Below are 22,492 nucleotides of genomic sequence, written 5' to 3' on the forward strand. Positions count from 1 at the left end.
TAGGGCTGGGCCTGGGGGCTGTCGGAGGGTTCATCTGCAGCCTGCTCCTTGAACGGAGTGCACTGACTGCCGCACGAGATGCGGCGGGCGAAGGAAGCGAGGAACAGCCTTCATGGGGCGTCGGCTCGTACCGCTCACATTGGACAACCTTTCCGATCTCCCCAGACGTTGCCGGTCGTGTGTTTTCTGGGAGCTTGATCCGGTCAGCGGGGAAGCTGCAGTAAAGGCGGGAACGCCCGAGCTGGAGAAAGAGGCATGGATCTCGGCCGTCCTCCTGGAGTGGGGGTCGTGCGGCCGCGTTGTCTATGTCGATGATGTGCCGGTGGGCTTTGTTCTCTACGCACCGCCGGCCTATGTACCGCGTTCGACGGCCTTTCCGACGAGTCCCCTCTCCCCCGACGCCGTGCAGTTGATGACTGCCTGGATCGTGCCGGGATACCAGGGACAGGGGCTGGGCCGGGTCATGGTGCAGACCGTTGCCAAGGATCTGCTGCGTCGGGGATTCAAGGCGATCGAGGCCTTCGGCGATGCGCGGTGGAAAGAGCCGGCCTGCGTGCTTCCCGCGGATCATCTGCTGGCGGTCGGCTTCAAGACCGTGCGGCCGCATCCCGTTCATCCGCGGCTGAGACTGGAACTGCGCACGACGCTCTCCTGGAAGGAGGACGTCGAACTGGCGCTGGATCGCTTGCTGGGTGCGGTGCAGAAGGAGCCGGCGTTGCGGCCACTATGATCCGGGAGCTCATGACAACGTGAAACGGGTCCATCCCCTCGGGGATGGACCCGTTTCACGTGAAACAGCGGACCGCAATCCTACTCGCCGATGAAGCCTTCGAGGTCGCGGATGATCGCGGCCTTCGGCTTGGCGCCGACGATGGTCTTGGCGACTTCGCCGCCCTGGTAGACGTTCAGGGTCGGGATGGACATGACGCCGTACTTGGCGGCCGTGGCCGGGTTCTGGTCGATGTTGAGCTTGACGATCTCGATCTGGTCGCCGTGCTCAGCAGCAATGGCTTCGAGGGACGGCGCGATCTGGCGGCACGGGCCGCACCACTCGGCCCAGAAGTCCACCAGTACGGGCTTGTCACTCTTCAGGACGACCTCGTCGAAGGTGTCGTCGGTAACGTTCTTCAGGGCGCCGGCCACGGCGACCTCCTTAAGTTCTTGGGGTGTGGGGTGAGGGGCGTGGATCAGATGGTGGCCGCAGTGGCCTTCTCCTCGTCGGCGAGAGCGGCGAGGAAGCGTTCGGCGTCGAGAGCGGCCGAGCAGCCCGTGCCGGCAGCGGTGATGGCCTGCCGGTAGGTGTGGTCGACGACGTCACCGGCGCCGAAGACACCGGTCAGATTGGTGCGCGTCGAAGGAGCTTCGACCTTGAGGTAGCCCTCTTCATCGAGGTCGAGCTGGCCCTTGAAGAGCTCGGTGCGCGGATCGTGGCCCACCGCGATGAACAGGCCGGTCACCGCGAGTTCGGACGTCTCGCCGGTCTTGGTGTTCCGAAGGGTCAGGCCGGACAGCTTCTGCTCGCCGTGCACTCCGGCAACCTCGCTGTCCCAGGCGAACTTGATCTTCGGGTCGGCGAAGGCACGGTCCTGCATGGTCTTGGAGGCACGCAGTGAGTCGCGGCGGTGGACGATGGTGACCGACTTCGCGAAGCGGGAGAGGAAGGTCGCCTCCTCCATCGCGGTGTCGCCACCGCCGATCACGGCGATGTCCTGGTCCTTGAAGAAGAAGCCGTCACACGTTGCACACCAGGAGACGCCGCGCCCGGAGAGGGCGTCCTCGTTGGGCAGGCCGAGCTTGCGGTGCTGGGAGCCGGTGGTCACGATGACGGCCTTGGCGCGGTGCACCGTGCCCGCTGTGTCGGTGACCGTCTTGATGTCTCCGGTGAGGTCCACGGAGACGACATCGTCGGGGACGAGCTCGGCGCCGAAGCGTTCGGCCTGGGCGCGCATGTTGTCCATGAGCTCCGGGCCCATGATCCCGTCCTGGAATCCCGGGAAGTTCTCCACGTCGGTGGTGTTCATCAGCGCACCGCCCGCAGTGACGGCGCCTTCGAACACCAGCGGCTTCAGGGAGGCGCGTGCGGTGTAAAGAGCGGCCGTGTAGCCCGCGGGGCCGGAGCCGATGATGATCACATTACGGACGTCGCTCACGGGTTTCTTCCTCGTCTCTGCAGACTGCCTACTGTCCACGCCTACTGGGGTCGGTTCAACGACTCTCACCCCACCCAACGGATCCTACGGGGGATGCATTCCCGACGTGCCGGGGCGGCGCCCGGTGCGATTTTCAGCGGCGGGTGTAGGCGTGCGTCAGCAGGAGCTTTCCCTTGGCGGAGGGCTCTTCCCAGACGCAGGCCGCGTCGACGACATAGGCCTGGACGCGGGTTGCGTCGGAAGGATGGGGCAGGACGACAAGGAAGGCGTCCGAGCCTTCGTAGGTGCCCTCCTCCGCGGCGATGGCCGCGGTCTTCCGCCCGATGCCCTGTTCTACGCAGGGCGGGATGGACACGGTGGATGCGCGCAGTGGCGTTCGAGTCGACTCGGAGGCGGGAGCGTCGCTCTTGGGCGTCGACTGTGCCTCGACAGACGGCGCCTGCTTCCCTGTATCGACTCCGTCCGGCTGCGTGCCGGCACTCAGAAGGAGCGTGTGCACCCGGTCTTCGAGCGTGGACTCCGAGAGGGGTGCTGCGCCTTTTGCCGCCGAGCTGGAGCCGCGGTCGGCTGTCTTGAAGGAGGAGTCCCCCTGGGACGGCGAGACGTTCTGCAGCACGAAGACGCTCATACCGACCACGGCCGCACCGAGAGCAGCACCGAGTACGGCTGCGCGGCGTCGACGTCGGACCGGGCGGCGGCCGGGACCGGTGGTTGCCCTGGGATGCCCTGCAGGGCGGTCCGGGTGGCTGGGCTCCGTGTCCGGCTGCTGTGCCGTGGAGAGTTCTGTTTCACGTGAAACATGCGCTGTTTCACGTGAAACATGCGCCGCGCGCTCGGGTGCCGAGGCGCTGAGAGCTTCGTCGGCGAGCGCCGCGTCGATGCGCCTTGCGACATCGTCGGGCATGCGCTGTGGCGCGGGCACAGTGCCGAGGAGCTCGCGGATCTCGATGAGGGAGGTGTGGACATCACCGCAGAGCGCGCAGTCATCCACATGGCCGCGCACCTCTGTCGCGCGTGAGGGCGGGAGCAGTCCTTCCGTGAGGTCGGAGATCTCCGAGACGTCCGGGTGCCGGGTCGTGTCGGTCGTTGATGTCATGTGCGCCCACCTCCGCCCTTCACTGCAGCTGGATCGCTTGTCCCCGCATCCTTCGGCCTCGATGCAGGTGGGACGGACGGACGTGGCGTCCGGTTCCTTTCCGCGGTGGGTCCACCGGCTTCTGCGCCTTCACTGCGTAGATGAGTGAGCAGAGGAGCCAGCCGGGCCCGGCCTCGTGCGCAGCGACTTTTCACGGTGCCTGTCGGTACTTCGAGGATGCGTGCAGCTTCGGCCACGGGGTAGCCCTGCATGTCCACGAGCACGAGTGCGGCGCGTTGTTCTGCGGGGAGAGTGGCGAGTGCCGCCAGGAGCTCGCGGTGCAGATCCTGGCGCTCCGCCGGTGCCTCCGCGGACTCGTGCGGCTCAAGGAGCTGCTCGAACCGTTCGGTGTCATCGACCGGCGAGGTCTTGCGGGTGGCGGCCTTGCGGACCCGGTCAAGGCAGGCGTTGACGGTGATGCGGTGCAGCCAGGTGGTGACGGCGGACTGGCCGCGGAAGGTGTGGGCGGCCCGGAAGGCGGAGACCAGGGCGTCCTGGACGGCGTCGGCGGCTTCCTCGCGGTCGCCCAGGGTCCGGAGTGCTACGGCCCACAGCCGGTCGCGATGGCGGCGTACGAGCTCACCGAAGGCGTCGGGTTCACCGGCCACATGGCGAGCGAGGAGGTCTGAGTCGCTGAGTGGTTCCGACGGCTCGGCGGCCACGCCCCTCCCCTCCCTCTCACTGCGTCAAGGTGCGTCTGTCTATCACGAGCAGGCCGGGCCGGATACATGAAAGGCCGGTGGGAAGGGACTCCCACCGGCCTGTTCCGTCAGCCGAGTACCGAGATCTCCGAGATTCCGCCGCGGTAGCCGCCGGTTCCGTCCGACGGCAGTTCGGTGACATGGATCAGGATGTAGCGGGTCCGTACGGGCTCGGTGAACTCCTCGTCGAGGTTGCTTCCTCTCGTAGCGAGCTTCGTGAGCCGCTTGGGGAAGTCCGAGAGCGAGGACAGGGCGGAGCCGTTCTCATCAGCTGCGAGTACCTCGGCCTTCTGTCCGCTGCGGTACATCACGATCTTGAGACCGGTGACGTCCTGGACGCTGCCGAGGTCAACGACTATGCCGCTGCCATCTCTGCGGGGCGCGAGGTTGCCGAAATTCGGGTAGCCCTCGTACCTGGGGGTGATCCAGGCAGTGTCGGACTTGCCGTCGATGGCGTTCGGTGCGTCCTGTTGCTTGATTCCCGACCCGCTGGGCATGAACTCCGTCGCATCGCTGAGCCGCAGCGGCTTGAGCGGGGCCGGAGGCTTGTTGTCGTTGTTCTTCGGGGTGGTCTGTGTGCTGTCGTCTGTCCCGGAGCCGTTGCTGCGGTCGAGGAGCGTCTCGGCCAGCTGCCAGCTGCCGAGGCCCAGCGCGGCGATGAGCAGTGCGGACACCGCCCACTTGAGCACCTTGCCTGTGCGGCTCTGGAGCGGGGCCGGAGGCACCGCGATCACGGGCTGCGTGGCGACGCCGGGGCCTGCCGGCGGGCGCCCGTAGGTGCCTTGCTGGTAGGTCGTGCGCTGGTATTCCGGGGGCGCCGTGAAGGTGGGCTCCGGAGGGCGGATGCGAGGCATCGCGGCAACGGCCTTGGCCAGCTCGTCCGGGGTGGTGCACGGCTGCTCCTGCCGGGAGGCGGTGGCGCCGTCATTGACCAGTGCGCGCATGGCAAGCTCGGAGAGGCCGCGGTGGACACCGGCCCGCACCTGGTCCGGGGCGATCAGCCCCACTCCCTTGGGCAGCCCGGACAGGCCGTAGGCGTCGGTCTCGTACGGCCAGCGCTGGGTCAGCGCGGCGTAGAGCAGGGCTCCGATCGCCTCGGTGTCCGCGCGCTGCGGACCGTCGGAGGCGATACCGCGCAGGGCGGCGTTCACCGCGAGGCCGCGGATCCGGTACTGCCCGGTCGAGCTTCGCAGCACCGCTCCCGGGGTCAGCCGCAGATGTGCGAGACCTTCCCGGTGTGCTGCTGCCATGGCCTGGGAGACCTGGCTGACGAGCTGGTACGCGTCGTGCGCGTCCATCGGTCCTGAGGCCAGCAGGGAGGTGAGTTCGGTGGCGTCGGGGAGCCATTCGTGGACGACGTAGACGAGGTCGCCCTCCTCCACCGCGTCGAGTACCTGGACGAAGCGCGGGTCGCCGAGCAGCGCCGCGGACCGGGCCGCGGCCAGCACGGAGCGAGCCCGCGGGTGGTCGGCGGGGAGCAGATGGACGCCCACCGCGCGGCGCAGTTTCTCGTCCACGGCGCGCCAGCTGCTGAATCCGTCCAGACGGGTGACGCACTCTTCGAGCCGGTAGCGTCTGGCCAGTTTGTGTCCGCTGTGCAGATCAGGGGTCGGCAGGGTGGCCTCGGAGCTGATGCGCTCGCCGTCCGTGTCCTGCGGCTTTGTGCCCGTTGTTTCCTGAGCTTCTGCCGTCCCGTCGGTCGTGGCCTCGTCCGCCTTGGCGGCCAGCGGTTCATCACCGCTGTTGTCGGCCACGTCGACGGCAGCCGTGCTACGTTCCGCCACCGTCGTTCCTGCCTCCCCATCCGTTGCGCGATGCCAGCCAGCTCTGCACAGTCACGCCAAACAGTCACGCCAATTGTGCCCACACTCCGGCGCTATGCACGACACGCAGAGGGCGGTGATGGTTGTGCGGCCGGTGAATCTCAGCGCCCGAGCCGCCCTCGGACCATGCCGACCATGCCGTTGATCTCTTCGATCCGCATCCGCTTGGCGGCGACGAAGAAGATGCCCAGCAGAACGGCCCCACCGCAGATCAGCGCGACGAGGGAGCCGAAGGCGCCTTCGCCGAGGCCCAGGAGGACAGCGAAGCCGACGGCGCCGCCGAGCACCGCTGCCGGGATGGCGGCCAGGCACAGACGGGCATAGGTGCGTACGACGTGGGCGCCGTCCAGATCGCCGCCCAGCCGGTTGCGCAGCCGCCGCCAGGCGATGCCCACGCCGACGGCGTAGGCGAGTCCGTACGAGGCAGCCATACCGACCACGGCCCACTGGGCCGGCAGGACCACGTAGCAGAGGGCCGAGGCTGCCGCGTTGACCGCGGCGACGATGACTGTGTTGTAGAAGGGCGTCCGGGTGTCCTCGTACGCGTAGAAGCCTCGCAGCACCACGTACTGCACGGAGTACGGGATGAGACCGAGACCGAAGGCCATGAGGATGAATCCCATGGAGCGGGCGGCTTCGGTGCCTGCGGAGGCGTACAGGAGGGTGCACATCGGCAGGCCGAGGGCGAGGAACGTGAAGGCCACCGGCACGATCGCCACGGCCGAGTTCCGCAGCCCCTGGGAGATGTCGTCGCGTACGGCGCCCGGGTCGCCGTCGTGTGCGGCGCGGGAGATGCGGGGCAGCAGGGCCGCCATGACCGACACGGTGATGATGGCCTGCGGCATGCCCCAGATGAGCTGGGCGTTGGAGTACGCGAGGAAGCCGGTGCCGTCCTTGCCGGACAGCTTGCCCGCCGAGGTCGCGAGCTGGGTGACGACGATCACGCCTGCCTGGTTGGCCAGGACGAACAGGACGGTCCACTTGGCCAGCTTGATCGTCTTGCCGAGCCCGTGTCCCTTCCAGTCGAAGCGCGGGCGGAACCGGAAGCCGGCCTCACGCAGATACGGGACCATGGCCAGGGCCTGGACGACCAGACCGAGCAGCGTGCCGATGCCGAGGAGCCGGATGCCCTCCGGCGGGATCGTCTGGACGCCCATCCGGGATTCGGCGGAGGTGCCGTAGACCCAGATGAACATGCCGAACGTGAAGATCATGACGATGTTGTTGAGGACCGGGGTCCACATCATCGCGCCGAACCTGCCGCGGGCGTTGAGGATCTGGCCCATCACGACATGGACGCCCATGAAGAAGATGGTCGGCAGGCAGTACCGGGCGAAGGTCACGGCGACGCTGTTGGCGGCCGTGTCCCTGGCGATTGTCGGCGACATCATGTGGATCAGCCACGGAGCGGCGAAGACCGCGATCGCGACGATCACGCCGAGTGCGACCATCACGAGGGTCAGCAGCCGGTTCGCGTAGGCCTCGCCGCCGTCCTCGTCGTCCTTCATGGACCGCACGAGTTGGGGGACGAAGACCGAGTTCAGCCCGCCGCCCACGGTGAGGATGTAGATCATTGTCGGCAGGGTGTAGGCGATGGTGAAGCTGTCGCCGAGCAGTGCCGCACCGAGCGCGGCGGTGATCACGAGACTGCGGACGAATCCGGTGAGCCGGGACACGAGCGTGCCGGCCGCCATCACCGCACTGGACTTCAGCAGCCCTGAGGCCCGGCCGGCGGCCTTCGGCGGAGCGGGCGCCGGGGCCGGCTGGGGCTCGGCGGGAACGGGAGAGGAACCCGTCGGGCCCTCCTGGTCCCGGAACAGGTGCGCGAAGGCGTCAGGCTGCTCGTGCTCCTGGGACGCCTGGCTGACGAGATCGTCCACTCCGACGAACTGGGTGGTCGCCGGGTCGTCGCCGTACGGTAGGCCCCGCAACGGGCCGTCGGGCTCGGGCGGCGGGGGCTGCGCCCAGATGCGCGGATCGGGTGCGTACTGCGCCGCGGGCGGCTGCTGGTAGAGCGCCTGGGGCTGCTGGTAGGTGCCGGGGGGCGGCGGCGGGTGCGCGGCGCGGTCGTAGAGCGCCTCGTTCACCGGGTCCTGGACGGACAGATCCTGGGCCCGGTAGGGATCGTGGTCGTATGCGGCCTGCAGGTACGGATCGGGCGTCGGCGGGACCTGGCCCGGCTCGGGCGGCAGCGGAGGCCCGCCGGAAGACCCGGCTCCGCCCGCACCCTGACCGCGGTCACCGTCGTACGGCGCGTTCATCGAAACCCCACCTCATCGTCCCCGGCCGACAGGCCACGACAGACATCGCTCAACGTTCCACTTTCTCACCCGGGCCCGAGGGCGCCCCGTTTTCCGGACCGGTGTCCGGCGTCGGGTCACTCGGCTGCTCGGGTTCACCGCCGTTGTTCCCGGCGGTGCCGCTCGCGTTGGCCCGCTTGCGCTGGGTGTACATCCTGATGCCTGCGAGGACCAGAAGCAGCAGTCCACCGGCGATCACCAGCAACACGGTCGGAGTGAGCTCGGAGACCTTCACGGTGAAGGTCATCTCTCCGCCGTACGGCGTGTTGTCCTCGGTGTAGAGCTGCGCGGTCATCTGCACCTGGCCGTTGATGTTGGCCGCCGCGTCGAACTTCACGGACTGGCTGTGGCCGCCGGCGATCCGGATCGGCTGTTCCGCCACGGCTTCGCCGTCGTTCAGCTTGAGCCGGGTCGGATTCTCCGATTTCAGCCGGAGGACCAGATGGTCCACGCCCTGCAGCAGTCTGTTCTGCACAGTCACCGGGATCGTGGCGCTGCGGCCGGACAGGGTGACGTCCGACTTCGAGATGAGCTGAACCTCGTTGATGAGGCCCTGCAGATAGGTGCGCACCGAGTCCCGGTACTGCTGGGCCTCCAGGGGACTGCCACGCCACGACGTCGACATGGACCGGTTGACCGCGTTGCCGAAGGGGGTCACCACCCGCTCGGGCTGGGTGAGGATGACCTGGAAGTTGTCGAGCGAGACCTGGGTGGACTTGATGTCCTGGAACGCCTGGGTGGGCAGCTCCTGGCTCCGGAGCTTCTTCGGGTACTGCGACGACCTGGGGACCCTGGTCGTCGCGTCGGCGTCGGGCTTCGCCTCGGCCGCGTCCACGAGCCCGAGCGGCTCTGTCCAGCGTTCGTCGTCGAGCGTGTGCAGTGCACTGGCCATCGACTGGGCCTGGGCGACCGTGGGCATCCGCTGCGGTGCGACGACGATGCTTCGTTCCTTGTCCGTGTCCTGCTCGCTCAGGGCGAGGGTCAGAGCGAGGAACTTCTGTATGGCGAGGGTGGAGCTCCCCGCCTTCGACATGTCGCCCTGGAAGGCCGTGGAGAGCCGGGCGTCGGTGACCACCGCGGTGGTGCCGCCGCCGATCGGCCGGGCCGCGGTCGGCGTGTACGGCAGACCGCCGGTCTCCTGGAGGCTGTCGCTGCGGGCGATCACCTTGTGGGCGCCTGCCGAGGTGGCGACATCGACGATCGACGGGTCGATCGCCCCGTCGACGGGCCACGCGAAATCGGTCGACGGCTTCACATGCAGGATGGTCTGCACCGTTGTTCCGGCCACATCGGTGGCGGTCTGCAGGTGGCTGAGGGTGCCCGACACGTTCTTGCCGCGGTGTGCGATGGACGCCAGGTCGGGGTCGGCGAACGGCAGCGCGACGACTTCGCCGTCCGCCACAGCGGCCTGTAGCTGGGTGAGCCACTTCTTGGCGACGTCCTGGTTCTTGCCCGCGACGGTGGTGTCGCCGGACTTGACGCGGTAGTTCCTTGCCATCGCATCGACGCTGGCCAGCAGGTCCGGGTCGATGACCCAGGTCACGGGCAGCCGACTGCCCAGCGAGACCAGCTGTTCGAGGCGCCCGCCCGGAGCGATTTCGGCGGCCAGGCCGTCGTCCGCGAACACAGGCGTCTGCTGGTCGTCGGAGCCGGTCTCGGCGGTGACGTGGGCCGATGCGATGAGCGGCCAGAGGTAGGTGACCTTCGTCCTGGAATCGCGCTCCTCTTCCTGCCAGGGCAGGAAGGTGCGCTGGATCCCCAGGACCTGCTCGTACTGGGCCCGGGAAGTCTGCCCCGACAGTGAGACACCGAGCTGGTAGACGCCGTCGTCGCCGAGCCCCAGTTTGCCGACGGGGACGGACAGCGAGAAGTTCTGGCTGCCCCCGGAAGGGAGCTTCGCGAACTTCACCGTGTACTTGCCGCCGAGCGGTGCGGGGTCACTGCCGAGCACGTACCCGGTGCGCTTGGCTGCGGTGTCGATCGACGTCCTGCCGAAGAGCCTCGGGCCCACGCGCAGATCGACCCTCGCGTCCGTGATCGTGTCCTTGCCCCTGTTGGTCACGGTGCCGGAGACGGTCAGCGTGTCCCCCTTCACCGGCGCGCTAGGAGCGACGCCGGCCAGGGTCACCTTGACCGTTTCGGAGCCGGTGGGGGCCTTGGTGGTCATGCCGGCCTGTGCGGCGGGCGCGGCCAGCAGAGCAGCGACGAGCGGTGCCCCGATGATCAAGGAGGCTGTGCGCCGCAGCCACCGGCGAGCAGAAGAGGGACCGATCCCCTGGATGTCTGCCGCCTCGGCCACGCGCCTACCCGTCCCTCGTCGTTGTCAGTTGGTGTCGATGGTTGTCGGTTGCTGCGTCCCCGCATGGTAACGATGCGCGCGGGTGCCAAGTGCTGCGGAGTCCGCTACATGATCGGAAGAGTCTCGCAGGACGGGACGAAACCCGGACGACCGGGCCGGTCCGGGCACGTACCCTTTTCTGTTGTGTCGAATGCCAATGAAGACAGCTCCCGTGCCCTGACCCAGGTGCAGCACCGCGCAGTCAGCGAACTGCTGCGGGTGTCACCGGTCGCCGACGATCTCGCACGCCGTTTCCAGGATGCCGGATTCAGTCTCGCCCTGGTCGGCGGCTCGGTCCGGGACGCGCTTCTGGGCAGGCTCGGGAACGACCTGGACTTCACGACCGACGCCCGTCCCGAGGCCGTACTGAAGATCGTCCGACCGTGGGCCGACTCGGTATGGGAGGTCGGGATCGCCTTCGGCACCGTGGGTGTCCAGAAGGACGGATACCAGATCGAAGTCACCACATACAGGTCGGAGGCGTACGACAGGACCTCCCGCAAGCCCGAGGTGTCCTACGGCGACTCCATCGAGGAAGACCTCGTCCGCCGCGACTTCACGGTCAACGCAATGGCCGTCGCGCTTCCGGAGAAGGACTTCATCGATCCTCACGGCGGCCTTGAGGACCTGGCCGAGCGCGTACTGCGCACTCCCGGGACACCGGAGGAGTCGTTCTCCGACGATCCGCTGCGCATGCTGCGTGCTGCTCGCTTCGCCGCACAGCTGGACTTCGACATCGCCCCCGATGTGGTCGCAGCGATGACGGAAATGGCCGGGCGCATCGAGATCGTCTCCGCCGAGCGGGTCAGGGAGGAGCTCAACAAACTGCTCCTCTCCACCAACCCCCGCAAGGGGCTGGCACTGCTCGTCGACACGGGACTGGCGCAGCAGGTGCTGCCGGAGCTTCCCGCTCTGCGTCTGGAAAGTGACGAGCATCACCGTCACAAGGATGTCTATGAGCACTCGCTGACCGTTCTGGAGCAGGCGATCGACCTGGAGGAGGACGGTCCCGATCTGGTGCTGCGCCTTGCCGCTCTCCTCCATGACATCGGCAAGCCGAGAACGCGGCGCTTCGAGAAGGACGGGCGCGTCTCGTTCCATCACCACGAGGTGGTGGGCGCCAAGATGGTCAAGATGCGAATGGCCGCACTCAAGTACTCCAACGACATGGTCAAGGACGTCTCGAAGCTGGTGGAGCTTCATCTGCGCTTCCACGGCTATGGCGACGGTGAGTGGACCGACTCCGCGGTGCGCCGGTATGTGCGCGATGCGGGGCCTCTTCTGGAGCGGCTGCACAAGCTGACCCGCTCGGACTGCACCACGCGGAACAAGCGCAAGGCCGCTGCCCTCTCACGGACGTATGACGGGCTTGAGGAGCGCATCGCGCAGCTTCAGGAGCAGGAGGAGCTGGATGCCATCCGGCCCGATCTGGACGGCAACGAGATCATGAAGACCCTGGGTGTCGGTCCCGGTCCGGTGATCGGTAAGGCCTATGCGTTCCTGCTGGAGCTGCGCCTGGAGCACGGGCCGATGGAGCATGATGTGGCGGTCGAGAAGCTCAAGGAGTGGTGGGCCTCGCAGAGCTGAGACTGCCGGAGGGGCGACCGGCACCAGCCCGGTCCGGGCGCCGGCAAGGGGCGGGCGCGGTCATGTTTCACGTGAAACATGACCGCGCCCCGCTGTGGCGAGGGGTGCTGTTTCACGTGAAACAGCACCCCTCGCCGTATCCCGCACATCAGAGCGCCCTGTCGGCCCGGCTCCACCGGAACAGCAGCAGGGAGGTGACCGTATAGAGCACGGCTACCCCGATCACCACCACGAACGACTTCCCATCGGGGGGCAGCATCAGCGCGGAGACCGCGGCAGCACCCACGAACGCCACATTGAACAGCACGTCGTAGAGGGAGAAGACCCGGCCGCGGAAGGCGTCGTCCACCGAGGTCTGCACCACCGTGTCCGTCGCGATCTTCGCGCCCTGGGTGACGAGTCCGAGGACGAACGCCGCGACCAGCATCGGTACGGGGACGAACCACAGCCCCAGCGCGGGTTCGAGGATGGCGGCCGCCGCTGCGCACAGTGCCATCCAGCGGAACCGGCCGAACTGCCCCACCGCCCAAGGGGTCACCACGGCCGCCGCGAAGAAGCCCGCACCGGAGATCGCCACAGCGAGCCCGAGTAGGGCCAGGCCTTCGGATTCGCTGTTGGACCAGGCGTACCGGCAGAGCATCAGCACCATCACGGTCAGCGCCCCGTAGCAGAAGCGGATCACGGTCATGGAGACCAGCGCCCGGGTCGCCTGCTTCCGTTCCGCCAGATGGCGCAGTCCGCCGGAGAGCCCCCGTGCGGTGATGGCGAACGCGTCCCTCAGACGGATGCGTCGCCCGTCCTGATCCGGCCCGAGGAGCCCGGTGGCAAGGCTCAGGGATGCCAGCGCCGAAGCAAGGTAGAGAGCCGCGCCCAGCAGTACCACCGCCGCATCGGAGTCGGCGAGTACGAGCCGCACGATGAACGCGAGCCCGCCGCCGGCCGTGGCGGCGAGCGTGCCTGCGGTCGGTGAGAGGGAGTTCGCCAGCACGAGCCGGTCCCGGTCGACGACACGCGGCAGCGCGGCCGAGAGCCCGGCCAGCACGAAGCGGTTGACCGCGGTGACGCATAGCGCCGAGGCGTAGAAGAGCCAGGTGGGCGCGGAGCCGAGGATGAGGAGTGCGGTGCAGCAGGCGAGTGCGGAGCGCAGCAGATTGCCGTACAGAAAGACCTGACGGCGCGGCCAGCGGTCCAGCAGGACGCCGGCGAAGGGGCCGATGAGCGAGTACGGCAGCAGCAGCACGGCCATCGCGGAGGCGATGGCCCCCGCCGAGGCCTGTTTCTCCGGGGAGAAGACGACGTGAGCCGCCAGAGCCACCTGGTAGACGCCGTCGGCCGACTGGGAGAGGAGTCGTACGGCGAGCAGGCGACGGAAGTTCCGAAGGCGCAGAAGGACGCGCAGATCACCTACGACGGGCATGCGATCAAGGGTCACATACGTTGAGGGTCCCCGGGCGTATTACCCGGGGACCCTCAACGGTGCGGACAGCAAGGAGCGTTGCCGCTCATCGCCGAGCCGCGCCGACGCACCGTATGCGGCGGCGTCAGTTGGCGACGTCGCCGCGGATGAACTTCTCGACGTTCTCGCGGGCCTCGTCGTCGAAGTACTGCACCGGCGGAGACTTCATGAAGTAGGACGACGCGGAGAGGATCGGGCCACCGATGCCGCGGTCCTTGGCGATCTTCGCGGCGCGGACGGCGTCGATGATGACACCGGCGGAGTTCGGGGAGTCCCAGACCTCGAGCTTGTACTCCAGGTTCAGCGGAACGTCACCGAAGGCGCGGCCCTCGAGGCGCACGTACGCCCACTTGCGGTCGTCCAGCCAGGCCACGTAGTCCGACGGACCGATGTGGACGTTGTCCGCACCGAGCTCGCGGTCACGGATCTGGGAGGTGACGGCCTGCGTCTTGGAGATCTTCTTGGACTCGAGGCGCTCACGCTCGAGCATGTTCTTGAAGTCCATGTTGCCGCCGACGTTCAGCTGCATCGTGCGGTCCAGGATGACGCCCCGGTCCTCGAAGAGCTTCGCCATCACGCGGTGCGTGATGGTGGCGCCGACCTGCGACTTGATGTCGTCGCCGACGATCGGGACACCGGCCTCGGTGAACTTGTCCGCCCACTCCTTGGTGCCGGCGATGAAGACCGGGAGAGCGTTGACGAACGCGACCTTGGCGTCGATGGCGCACTGCGCGTAGAACTTCGCAGCGACCTCGGAGCCGACCGGCAGGTAGCAGACGAGAACGTCGACCTGGCGGTCCTTGAGGATCTGGACGATGTCGACCGGAGCCTCGGTGGACTCCTCGATGGTCTCGCGGTAGTACTTGCCCAGGCCGTCGTGGGTGTGGCCGCGCTGGACGGTCACGCCGGTGCTCGGAACGTCGGCGATCTTGATGGTGTTGTTCTCGCTGGCACCGATGGCGTCCGCGAGGTCGAGGCCGACCTTCTTCGCGTCGACGTCGAAGGCGGCGACGAACTCGACGTCCCGCACGTGGTAGTCGCCGAACTGGACGTGCATCAGACCGGGCACCTTGCCGGCCGGATCGGCGTCCTTGTAGTACTCGACGCCCTGGACCAGCGAGGCGGCGCAGTTGCCCACGCCGACGATGGCTACGCGAACCGAACCCATTCCGGTTGCTCCCTGTGTGTAATGGATGTTCCCGATGAGGCCCCCGCGGATCTGCGGGGACCTCACTTTGAGGTGTCGTCGGACGGATCCGGCGGGGTGTTGGCCCGGTGCCGGGGCAGGCCGTCCGTCTCTCCTGCTGTGTTCTGCTGAGCTTCGCTCCCGGGCGAGGACCGTCGCTGGTCCCGTCCCGACCGCTCGCTCTCGATGAGCTCGTTCAGCCAGCGCACTTCGCGCTCCACGGACTCCATGCCGTGTCGCTGCAGCTCAAGTGTGTAGTCGTCGAGGCGCTCGCGAGTGCGGGCCAGCGAGGCCCGCATCTTCTCCAGGCGTTCCTCCAGCCGGCTGCGCCGGCCTTCCAGCACCCGCATCCGCACTTCGTGCTCCGTCTGCCCGAAGAAGGCGAAACGGGCTGCGAAGTGCTCGTCCTCCCAGGAGTCGGGGCCGGTGTGCGAAAGGAGCTCCTCGAAGTGCTCCTTACCTTCTGCCGTCAGCCGGTAGACGATCTTGGCGCGACGCCCGGCCAGTGAGGAGGCGGGGGCGACCGCACGGCCGGTCGCGGGCGGAAGGTCGGCCGGGGAGTTTCCCGGCTCCTCGATCAACCAGCCGTTGGCGACCAGCGTCTTGAGGCAGGGGTAAAGGGTGCCGTAGCTGAAGGCGCGGAAGATCCCCAGCGAGGTGTTGAGACGTTTGCGCAGCTCGTACCCGTGCATCGGGGATTCGCGGAGCAGGCCGAGAACGGCGAATTCGAGGATGCCTGAGCGCCTGCTCAATTTCGCCTCCTCCCTCTCCGGGTGCTCCTGCGGAGCCCTGTGCCGAGCTGATGTGCCGAGCCGATGTATCGACTCGATACATCACGACGATAGATCGCTCACCGCTCTGCGACAAGAGGGGACATCGTGAACGGCGTCACATCGTGAATTCGTAGGAACCGACTTGCGTTATTTGGGGTGAAGTTCGGCCCTAGGGGGGTTTTGACCGTGCGTAGTCTGTGCGGCATGCAGACCACCGGGAACCGTGAGACGCCCGTGCGCGTCAGTCTTCGCGGACTAGCCGGATGTACTGCGGATGAGCCTGTCGCAGGGCTGGTCCGTAATTCGGGGGGACCGGATCTCAACTGCCGCTTCCAGGCGCTCTTGCCTGCCCGAGGAGTAGTCGTTCCATGAGCGAGCACCGTCGCAAAACGCCGCAACCGCAAGGTGGCGGACGCGCAGCGGCCAGACGAGCCGCCCAGCAGTCCTCAGGACGCCGCGCCGCTCCGTCACGCGGAGTAACTGATGAGTCACCTTCCGATTCGTACGGCGGAGATCGCCCGTACAGCGGACGAGCCGAGGCCAGACGAGCCGCCCAGCGTGGCGGCGGGAGCCGGGGTGGTGGCGGCGGTGGTGGTGGTCGCCGCCGCGGCGGCGACGGCGGATACGAGGGTCCGGGCAGGGGGCGTGGCCGCGGTGGCCAGCGTCCCGTCAAGAAGCGCTTCATCGACTACCCGCGCGCCGGGAAGTACGGCGTGCGGCGCTGGGTGCCGTCGTGGAAGCTGGTCTCCGGCCTCTGCGTCGGCTTCCTCGGCCTGCTCATGGGCCTCGGCGGCATCGCCTACGCGATGGTCGGCACGCCCGAGGTGAAGGACACTGCGACAGCGCAGAACAACGTCTACCTCTGGGACGACGGCTCGCAGATGGTCGCCACGGGCGGTGAGGTCAACCGTCAGATCATCGGTTATGCGCAGATCCCCGCTGCCATGCGGAACGCCGTCATCTCGGCCGAGAACAAGTCCTTCGAGCACGACTGGGGCATCGACCCCATGGGCATCGGCCGCGCCTTCTACAACATGGCCACCGGTGGTGAGACCCAGGGTGGTTCGACGATCACCCAGCAGTACGTGAAGAACTCCTATCTGTCTCAGGAGCAGACCCTGAGCCGGAAGGTCCAGGAACTCTTCATCACGCTCAAGGTCACGAACGAGAAGGACAAGAAGGACATCATTCGTGACTACCTCAACATCTCGTACTACGGGCGAGGCGCCTCGGGGCTCCAGGCGGCGGCGCGTACGTACTACGGCAAGGACGCCACGGAACTGAATCCGAGCGAGTGTGCCTTCCTGGCCACGCTGCTCAAGGGCGCGAGCTACTTCGACCCGGCGGGCGCCCCCGAGGTCGACCCCGAAGAGGCCACCGCGGAGAAGAACACCGCGCGTGCCAAGGAGCGGTGGAAGTGGATCCTCGATGAAGAGGTGAAGGACAAGCGGCTGTCGCAGGCGGAGCGCGACAAGTACACCGAGTTCCCGATGCCCAAGTCGCCGAAGAAGGACGCCCAGCTGGGCGGTCAGGTCGGCTACCTGGTCGACCTCGCCAAGTCGTACTTCCTCAACAACAACACCCATGGCGTCACGGCGGAGAAGCTGGCCCAGGGCGGCTACCAGATCCACACCACCTTCAACAGGAAGAAGGTCGAGGAGCTCAACGCCGCGGTCAAGAAGGTCTACGACAGCAAGATCAAGCCGAAGCAGCGCCCCAAGACGGACACCCATGTCCAGTTCGGCGGCGGGTCGGTGGATCCGAAGACCGGTGCCATCGTGGCGATCTACGGCGGTCAGGATGCGACCAAGCACTACACCAACAACGCGAACCCCACAGGCGCGCAGGTCGGTTCGACCTTCAAGCCGTTCGTGTTGGCGGCGGCGATGGAGTACGGCAAGCGCGACCCCGAGCTCGGCCCGGACCAGGATGCGTCGCAGCGCGAGAAGGTCTCGCCGCTGAGCATCTACAACGCCGACAACAAGCTGAAGATCAAGAAATACGACGGTCAGGTCTGGGTCAACGAGGAGGGCAAGGAGTGGCTGCAGACCAACGACGGCAATGAGTCCAGGGGCAACATCACCCTTCGCGAGGCGATGCAGTGGTCCGCCAACTCCCCGTACGTACAGCTCGGCATGGACGTCGGCACCGACAAGGTGAAGGACATGGCCATAGCCGCCGGTCTCAAGGACGACGACAGCATGGCGAATTCGAATGTGCCGTCGTTCTCCATCGGTACGTCCTCGCCCAGTGCCATCCGCATGGCCGGTGCGTACGCGACCTTCGCGGCCAGTGGGCAGCAGCGTGAGCCCTACTCGGTCATCGAGGTGAAGGACGAGGGCGAGGTCGTCTACCAGCACAAGGACGTCACCAAGCGCGCCTTCGGTACCGATATCGCCGACAACGTCACCGATGTCCTGAAGAACGTCGTCGAGAAGGGAACCGGTACCCCCGCGCAGCTCCCCGGCCGCGACGTGGCGGGCAAGACGGGTACGACGGACGACAACAAGTCGGCCTGGTTCGTCGGCTACACCCCGCAACTGTCCACGGCCATCAGCATGTACCGGATGGACGACGACGAGAAGAACAAGGACCGCGAGTTCGAGAAGATGTACGGCACGGGTGGTGAGCAGACCATCCACGGTGCCTCTTTCCCGGCGCAGATCTGGCATGACTACATGGCGGACGCGTTGAAGGGGCAGCCTGCCCTGACATTCCCGAAGCCGGAGCCGATCGGTGAGAAGGTCTACGGCGGCGGCGCACGGAGCCCCAAGCCGACGCCCAGCGTGGAATTGACGCCTTCGCCGACCGCTTCGGAGCCCGAGCCCTCGACGACCCCGTCCCTGCCGGTGCCCGACCCCAGCAACACCTGTGGCGCATGGGACTGGAACTGCCAGAACAACAACGGCGGGACCAACAACGGCGGGACGAACACCGGCGGTACCGACGGCGGTACCGACGGCGGCGCCTCCAGCTCCCCGTCGACGTCCGTTTCGCCACCGACCGGCGGCAGCGGCAACGGCGGCGGCAATGGCAACGGCGGCAACGGCGCACTCTTCGGGGGCCCAGCCGGCTGACGCCCGTCCGGCCGGGCGGACAGCTGATTCGGCCGACCGGACCCGGTCATGACGAAGCCCGGTCCCAGCTGGACCCGGTCACGGGGGCCGCCGCACCCATCGGTGCGGCGGCCCCCGTCGTTTCCACAGTCCCGTACGGCAGGATGAGCGGCATGCCAAGCGCAGAAGACACGAGTGTGCACGAGGAACGGTCTGTCGTACGGCCCACGCACCAGGACGAGATCGCCGAGGCCGGCAGCGAGCTGATCGGCGGGCGGTCGGGGCGCTGGACACGCCTCGGCAGCACGGCACTCACGCCCGTGGGCGTCATCGCTCTGGTGGCCCTCGGGATGTTCGCGCTGGGCATGGTGCAGAAGCTGCCCTGCTACAACTGGGCGTGGTTCAGGGGTGCCGGTTCGCAGTACACGCACGCCTGCTATTCGGACATTCCGCACCTCTATGTGGGACGGGGCTTCTCCGACGGCCTCGTGCCGTACTTCGACCGGCTGCCCGGCGACATGCAGTACCTGGAGTACCCCGTTCTGACGGGCGTGTTCATGCAGATCGCGTCCTGGCTGACACCGGGCGGATCCATTCAGCACCGCGAGCAGATGTACTGGATGGTCAACGCGGGCATGCTGATGATCTGCGCCGTGATCATCGCCGTGTGTGTCGCCCGTACGCACCGGCGCCGTCCCTGGGACGGGCTGCTGGTCGCTCTCGCGCCCGCCTTCGCGCTCACCGCGACGATCAACTGGGACCTGCTGGCCGTCGCGCTGACGGCCGCGGCGATGCTCATGTGGTCCCGGGGCCGGGCGCTGGCGTTCGGGCTCCTCATCGGGCTCGCCACGGCCGCCAAGCTCTATCCCCTGCTCCTGCTGGGGCCGGTCTTCGTGCTGTGCTGGCGGGCGGGCAGATGGCGGGAGTTCGGCCTGGCGGCGCTCGGGGCGGCGGCCTCCTGGCTGGTGGTGAACCTGCCGGTGATGATCTACGCGCCCGAGGGATGGAGCAAGTTCTACTCGTTCAGCGAGGAACGGGGCATCGACTTCGGTTCCTTCTGGCTGATCATCACCCAGCGCACCGGCATGCGCATCGAGACATCGACCGTCAACCTCGTCTCCGAACTGCTCATGGTCCTGCTGTGCGTGGGCATCGCCGTGCTGACACTGATGGCGCCGCGCAGGCCGCGCTTCGCGCAGCTCGCCTTTCTCGTCGTCGCCGCGTTCATCCTCGTCAACAAGGTCTACTCACCGCAGTACGTGCTGTGGCTGATCCCCCTGGCCGCCCTGGCCAGGCCGCGCTGGCGCGACTTCCTGATCTGGCAGGCGTGCGAGGTCATGTACTTCCTGGGCATCTGGATGTACCTCGCGTACACGACGAGCGGCGACAAGCACCAGGGGCTGCCCACGGAGGGCTATCAGCTGGCGATCGCCCTGCATCTGCTGGGCACGCTGTACCTCTGCGCCGTTGTCGTACGGGACATCCTCATGCCGGAGCGGGACGTCGTACGGCGCGACGGGTCGGACGATCCGTCCGGCGGGGTGCTCGACGGGGCCGGGGACGTATTCGCGCTGGGACCCGCGGCGCATCCGGCGCGGCATGCCGTCCCCGCCGTCGAAGGACCTTGGGTGGACTGGGGCGCGGTACACGGACCCGCCGCCGACTGAGAGCCGGGTCCCTCCGGAACCCCGGAGAGACCCGGCGGCTTCCTAGCGGTCGACGAGACGGTCGAACTGGGTGGTCGTGTGGCGCAGATGGGCCACCAGCTCGTCACCGACCTTCGGCTCCTGCGCGTCCGAGGGGACGAACAGGATCGACACCTGCATGTGCGGCGGCTCGGCGAACCAGCGCTGCTTGCCGGCCCAGACGAACGGCGACAAGTTGCGGTTGACCGTGGCCAGGCCCGCGCGGGCGACCCCCTTGGCACGCGGCATCACACCGTGCAGCGCCTTCGGGGCCTCCAGGCCCACGCCGTGCGACGTACCGCCGGCGACGACCACCAGCCAGCCGTCGGCGGCGACCTTCTGCTGGCGATAGCCGAAACGGTCACCCTTGACGACGGGCGTGACGTCGAGAACGGCGCCCCGGTACTCCGTCGCCTCGTGGTCGCCGAGCCACAGCCGGGTGCCGATACGGGCACGGAAGCGGGTCTGCGGGAACTGCTGCTGCAGCCGGGCCAGCTCCTCGCTGCGCAGATGGCTGACGAACATGGTGTGCAGCGGCAGCCTGGCCGCCCGCAGCCGGTCCATCCAGCTGATGACTTCCTCCACGGCGTCCGAGCCGTCCGTGCGGTCCAGCGGCAGATGCAGGGCGAAGCCTTCGAGGCGTACGTCCTCGATGGCGGCGTGCAACTGCCCGAGTTCCTCCTCCTTGACGCCGTGGCGCTTCATGGAGCTCATGCACTCGATGACGACCCGTGCGCCCACCAGGGCGTGCACGCCGTCCACGGAGGAGACGGACCGGATGACGCGGTCGGGCAGCGGCACCGGCTCCTCGCCCCGGCGGAACGGGGTGAGGACCAATAGATCGCCGCTGAACCAGTCCTTGATGCGGGCCGCCTCGTAGGTGGTGCCGACAGCGAGCATGTCGGAGCCGAAGCGGATGGCCTCGTCGGCGAGCCGCTCGTGACCGAAGCCGTATCCGTTGCCCTTGCAGACCGGTACGAGGCCGGGGAACTGGTCGAGGACGGATTTCTGGTGCGCCCGCCAGCGCGCGGTGTCGACGTAGAGGGAGAGCGCCATGGCCGGTCCGGAACCCTTCTGGTGGCTGCGGTGTGTGGGAGGTGTGCGGTGTCGAAGTCCCCATTGAAACGAATGAAGCCGGTTTCGTCAGCGGGACGACGCGTATCAGCGGCGCGACATATAGATGTCGAGTGCCTTGTGCAGGAGCTTGTTGAGCGGGAAGTCCCACTCGCCGAGGTACTCGGCAGCCTGCCCGCCGGTGCCCACCTTGAACTGGATCAGACCGAAGAGGTGGTCGGTCTCGTCCAGCGAGTCGGAGATTCCGCGCAGGTCGTAGACGGTGGCCCCCATGGCGTACGCGTCGCGCAGCATCCGCCACTGCATCGCGTTCGAGGGCCGGACCTCGCGCTTGTGGTTGGCGGAGGCGCCGTACGAGTACCAGACGTGCCCGCCGACGATCAGCATGGTCGCGGCCGCGACGTTCTCGCCCTCGTGCCGGGCGAAGTACAGCCGCATCCGGTTGGGGTCCTCATTGTTGAGGGCCGTCCACATGCGCTGGAAGTAGCCCAGCGGACGCGGCCGGAAGTGGTCGCGCTCCGCCGTGATCTCGTACAGCCGCTGCCACTCGGCGAGTTCCGCGTAGCTGCCCTGGACGACCTCGACGCCGGCCTTCTCGGCCTTCTTGATGTTGCGTCGCCACAGCTGGTTGAAGCCCTTGTGGACGTCTTCGAGCGACCGGTTGGCCAGCGGGACCTGGAAGACGTAGCGGGGCTGTACGTCACCGAATCCGGCGCCGCCGTCCTCGCCCTGCTGCCAGCCCATCTTCCGCAGCCGGTCCGCGACTTCGAAGGCACGCGGCTCGATGTGGGTGGCCTCGACGTCGCGCAGGCGCTTCACGTCCGGGTCCTGGATGCCCGACTTGATGGCGGTCGAGTCCCAGCGGCGGATGACGACCGGCGGGCCCATCTTCACGGAGAAGGCGCCCTGTTGCTTGAGGTGCGCCAGCATCGGCTGCAGCCAGTCGTCCAGGTTGGGGGCGTACCAGTTGATGACCGGGCCCTCGGGCAGGTACGCGAGATAGCGCTTGATCTTGGGCAACTGCCGGTACAGCACCAGGCCCACGCCGACGAGCTGGCCGGTCTTGTCGAACCAGCCCAGGCTCTCCGAGCGCCACTCGGCCTTCACATCTGCCCATGCCGGGACCTGCATGTGACTCGCCGCAGGCAGGTTCTGGATGTACGCCAGATGCTGCTCTCGGCTGATGGTCCTCAGGGTCAGACTCATGTCGGGGCGCTCCTCGGCAGGT

At 67.5% G+C, this 22,492-nt stretch carries 16 protein-coding genes; 4 read left to right on the forward strand and 12 right to left on the reverse strand.

Going from position 1 to position 22,492, the window contains the following annotated elements:
- Window positions 1-112 precede the first annotated feature (112 nt).
- The gene (locus OG507_RS20180) at window positions 113-730 is read left to right on the forward strand and encodes a GNAT family N-acetyltransferase (protein ID WP_327368594.1); all 618 of its coding nucleotides are present in this window, start codon (window positions 113-115) and stop codon (window positions 728-730) included.
- Window positions 731-810: 80 nt separating this feature from the next.
- Here the strand turns inward: OG507_RS20180 and trxA are convergent, their stop codons facing one another.
- The 7 genes from trxA to OG507_RS20215 form a co-directional block, all read right to left on the reverse strand.
- Window positions 811-1,143, reverse strand: a complete 333-nt coding sequence (trxA, locus tag OG507_RS20185; RefSeq protein WP_327368595.1) for a thioredoxin — start codon at window positions 1,141-1,143, stop codon at window positions 811-813.
- 44 nt (window positions 1,144-1,187) lie between these two features.
- The gene (gene trxB, locus OG507_RS20190; protein ID WP_327368596.1) at window positions 1,188-2,150 is read right to left on the reverse strand and encodes a thioredoxin-disulfide reductase; all 963 of its coding nucleotides are present in this window, start codon (window positions 2,148-2,150) and stop codon (window positions 1,188-1,190) included.
- 133 nt (window positions 2,151-2,283) lie between these two features.
- Window positions 2,284-3,246 carry a hypothetical protein gene (locus OG507_RS20195; protein WP_327368597.1) on the reverse strand — a complete coding sequence of 321 codons (963 nt, stop codon included), beginning with the start codon at window positions 3,244-3,246 and terminating at the stop codon, window positions 2,284-2,286.
- The gene (sigM, locus tag OG507_RS20200) at window positions 3,243-3,947 is read right to left on the reverse strand and encodes an RNA polymerase sigma factor SigM (RefSeq protein ID WP_327368598.1); all 705 of its coding nucleotides are present in this window, start codon (window positions 3,945-3,947) and stop codon (window positions 3,243-3,245) included. The genes OG507_RS20195 and sigM overlap by 4 nt, the downstream gene beginning before the upstream one ends.
- Before the next feature lie 107 nt (window positions 3,948-4,054).
- A complete protein-coding gene (locus tag OG507_RS20205; RefSeq protein ID WP_327368599.1) occupies window positions 4,055-5,770 on the reverse strand; it encodes a serine/threonine protein kinase in 1,716 nt (571 codons plus the stop codon).
- 140 nt (window positions 5,771-5,910) lie between these two features.
- Window positions 5,911-8,070, reverse strand: coding sequence for a murein biosynthesis integral membrane protein MurJ (gene murJ, locus OG507_RS20210; protein WP_327368600.1), 2,160 nt, complete (start codon window positions 8,068-8,070; stop codon window positions 5,911-5,913).
- A gap of 49 nt (window positions 8,071-8,119) precedes the next feature.
- Window positions 8,120-10,408, reverse strand: coding sequence for a DUF6049 family protein (locus OG507_RS20215; RefSeq protein WP_327368601.1), 2,289 nt, complete (start codon window positions 10,406-10,408; stop codon window positions 8,120-8,122).
- 183 nt (window positions 10,409-10,591) lie between these two features.
- Here OG507_RS20215 and OG507_RS20220 point away from each other — a divergent pair, with 183 nt between their 5' ends.
- Window positions 10,592-12,034: a CCA tRNA nucleotidyltransferase gene (locus tag OG507_RS20220; RefSeq protein ID WP_327368602.1), complete on the forward strand. Its 1,443-nt coding sequence runs from the start codon at window positions 10,592-10,594 to the stop codon at window positions 12,032-12,034.
- Between the two features lie 148 nt (window positions 12,035-12,182).
- Here the strand turns inward: OG507_RS20220 and OG507_RS20225 are convergent, their stop codons facing one another.
- The 3 genes from OG507_RS20225 to OG507_RS20235 form a co-directional block, all read right to left on the reverse strand.
- Window positions 12,183-13,451, reverse strand: a complete 1,269-nt coding sequence (locus OG507_RS20225; RefSeq protein ID WP_327368603.1) for an MFS transporter — start codon at window positions 13,449-13,451, stop codon at window positions 12,183-12,185.
- Between the two features lie 124 nt (window positions 13,452-13,575).
- The gene (locus OG507_RS20230) at window positions 13,576-14,658 is read right to left on the reverse strand and encodes an inositol-3-phosphate synthase (protein ID WP_327368604.1); all 1,083 of its coding nucleotides are present in this window, start codon (window positions 14,656-14,658) and stop codon (window positions 13,576-13,578) included.
- Window positions 14,659-14,720: 62 nt separating this feature from the next.
- A complete protein-coding gene (locus tag OG507_RS20235) occupies window positions 14,721-15,428 on the reverse strand; it encodes a PadR family transcriptional regulator (protein WP_327368605.1) in 708 nt (235 codons plus the stop codon).
- Window positions 15,429-15,817: 389 nt separating this feature from the next.
- On the opposite strand from OG507_RS20235, the gene OG507_RS20240 reads away from it, so the two are divergent.
- Entirely contained in the window at window positions 15,818-18,526 is a 2,709-nt protein-coding gene (locus tag OG507_RS20240) for a transglycosylase domain-containing protein (RefSeq protein ID WP_327368606.1), read from the forward strand.
- 152 nt (window positions 18,527-18,678) lie between these two features.
- On the forward strand, window positions 18,679-20,172 hold the full coding sequence (locus tag OG507_RS20245; RefSeq protein WP_327368607.1) for a glycosyltransferase family 87 protein: 1,494 nt from the start codon (window positions 18,679-18,681) through the stop codon (window positions 20,170-20,172).
- A gap of 42 nt (window positions 20,173-20,214) precedes the next feature.
- On the opposite strand, the gene OG507_RS20250 is transcribed toward OG507_RS20245, so the two are convergent.
- Complete coding sequence (locus OG507_RS20250) at window positions 20,215-21,246, reverse strand: alanine racemase (RefSeq protein WP_327368608.1); 1,032 nt, start codon at window positions 21,244-21,246, stop codon at window positions 20,215-20,217.
- Window positions 21,247-21,351: 105 nt separating this feature from the next.
- Window positions 21,352-22,470, reverse strand: coding sequence for a lipid II:glycine glycyltransferase FemX (locus OG507_RS20255; RefSeq protein WP_327368609.1), 1,119 nt, complete (start codon window positions 22,468-22,470; stop codon window positions 21,352-21,354).
- Window positions 22,471-22,492: the final 22 nt, after the last annotated feature.

The organism is Streptomyces sp. NBC_01217 (assembly GCF_035994185.1).
GTDB lineage: Bacteria > Actinomycetota > Actinomycetes > Streptomycetales > Streptomycetaceae > Streptomyces.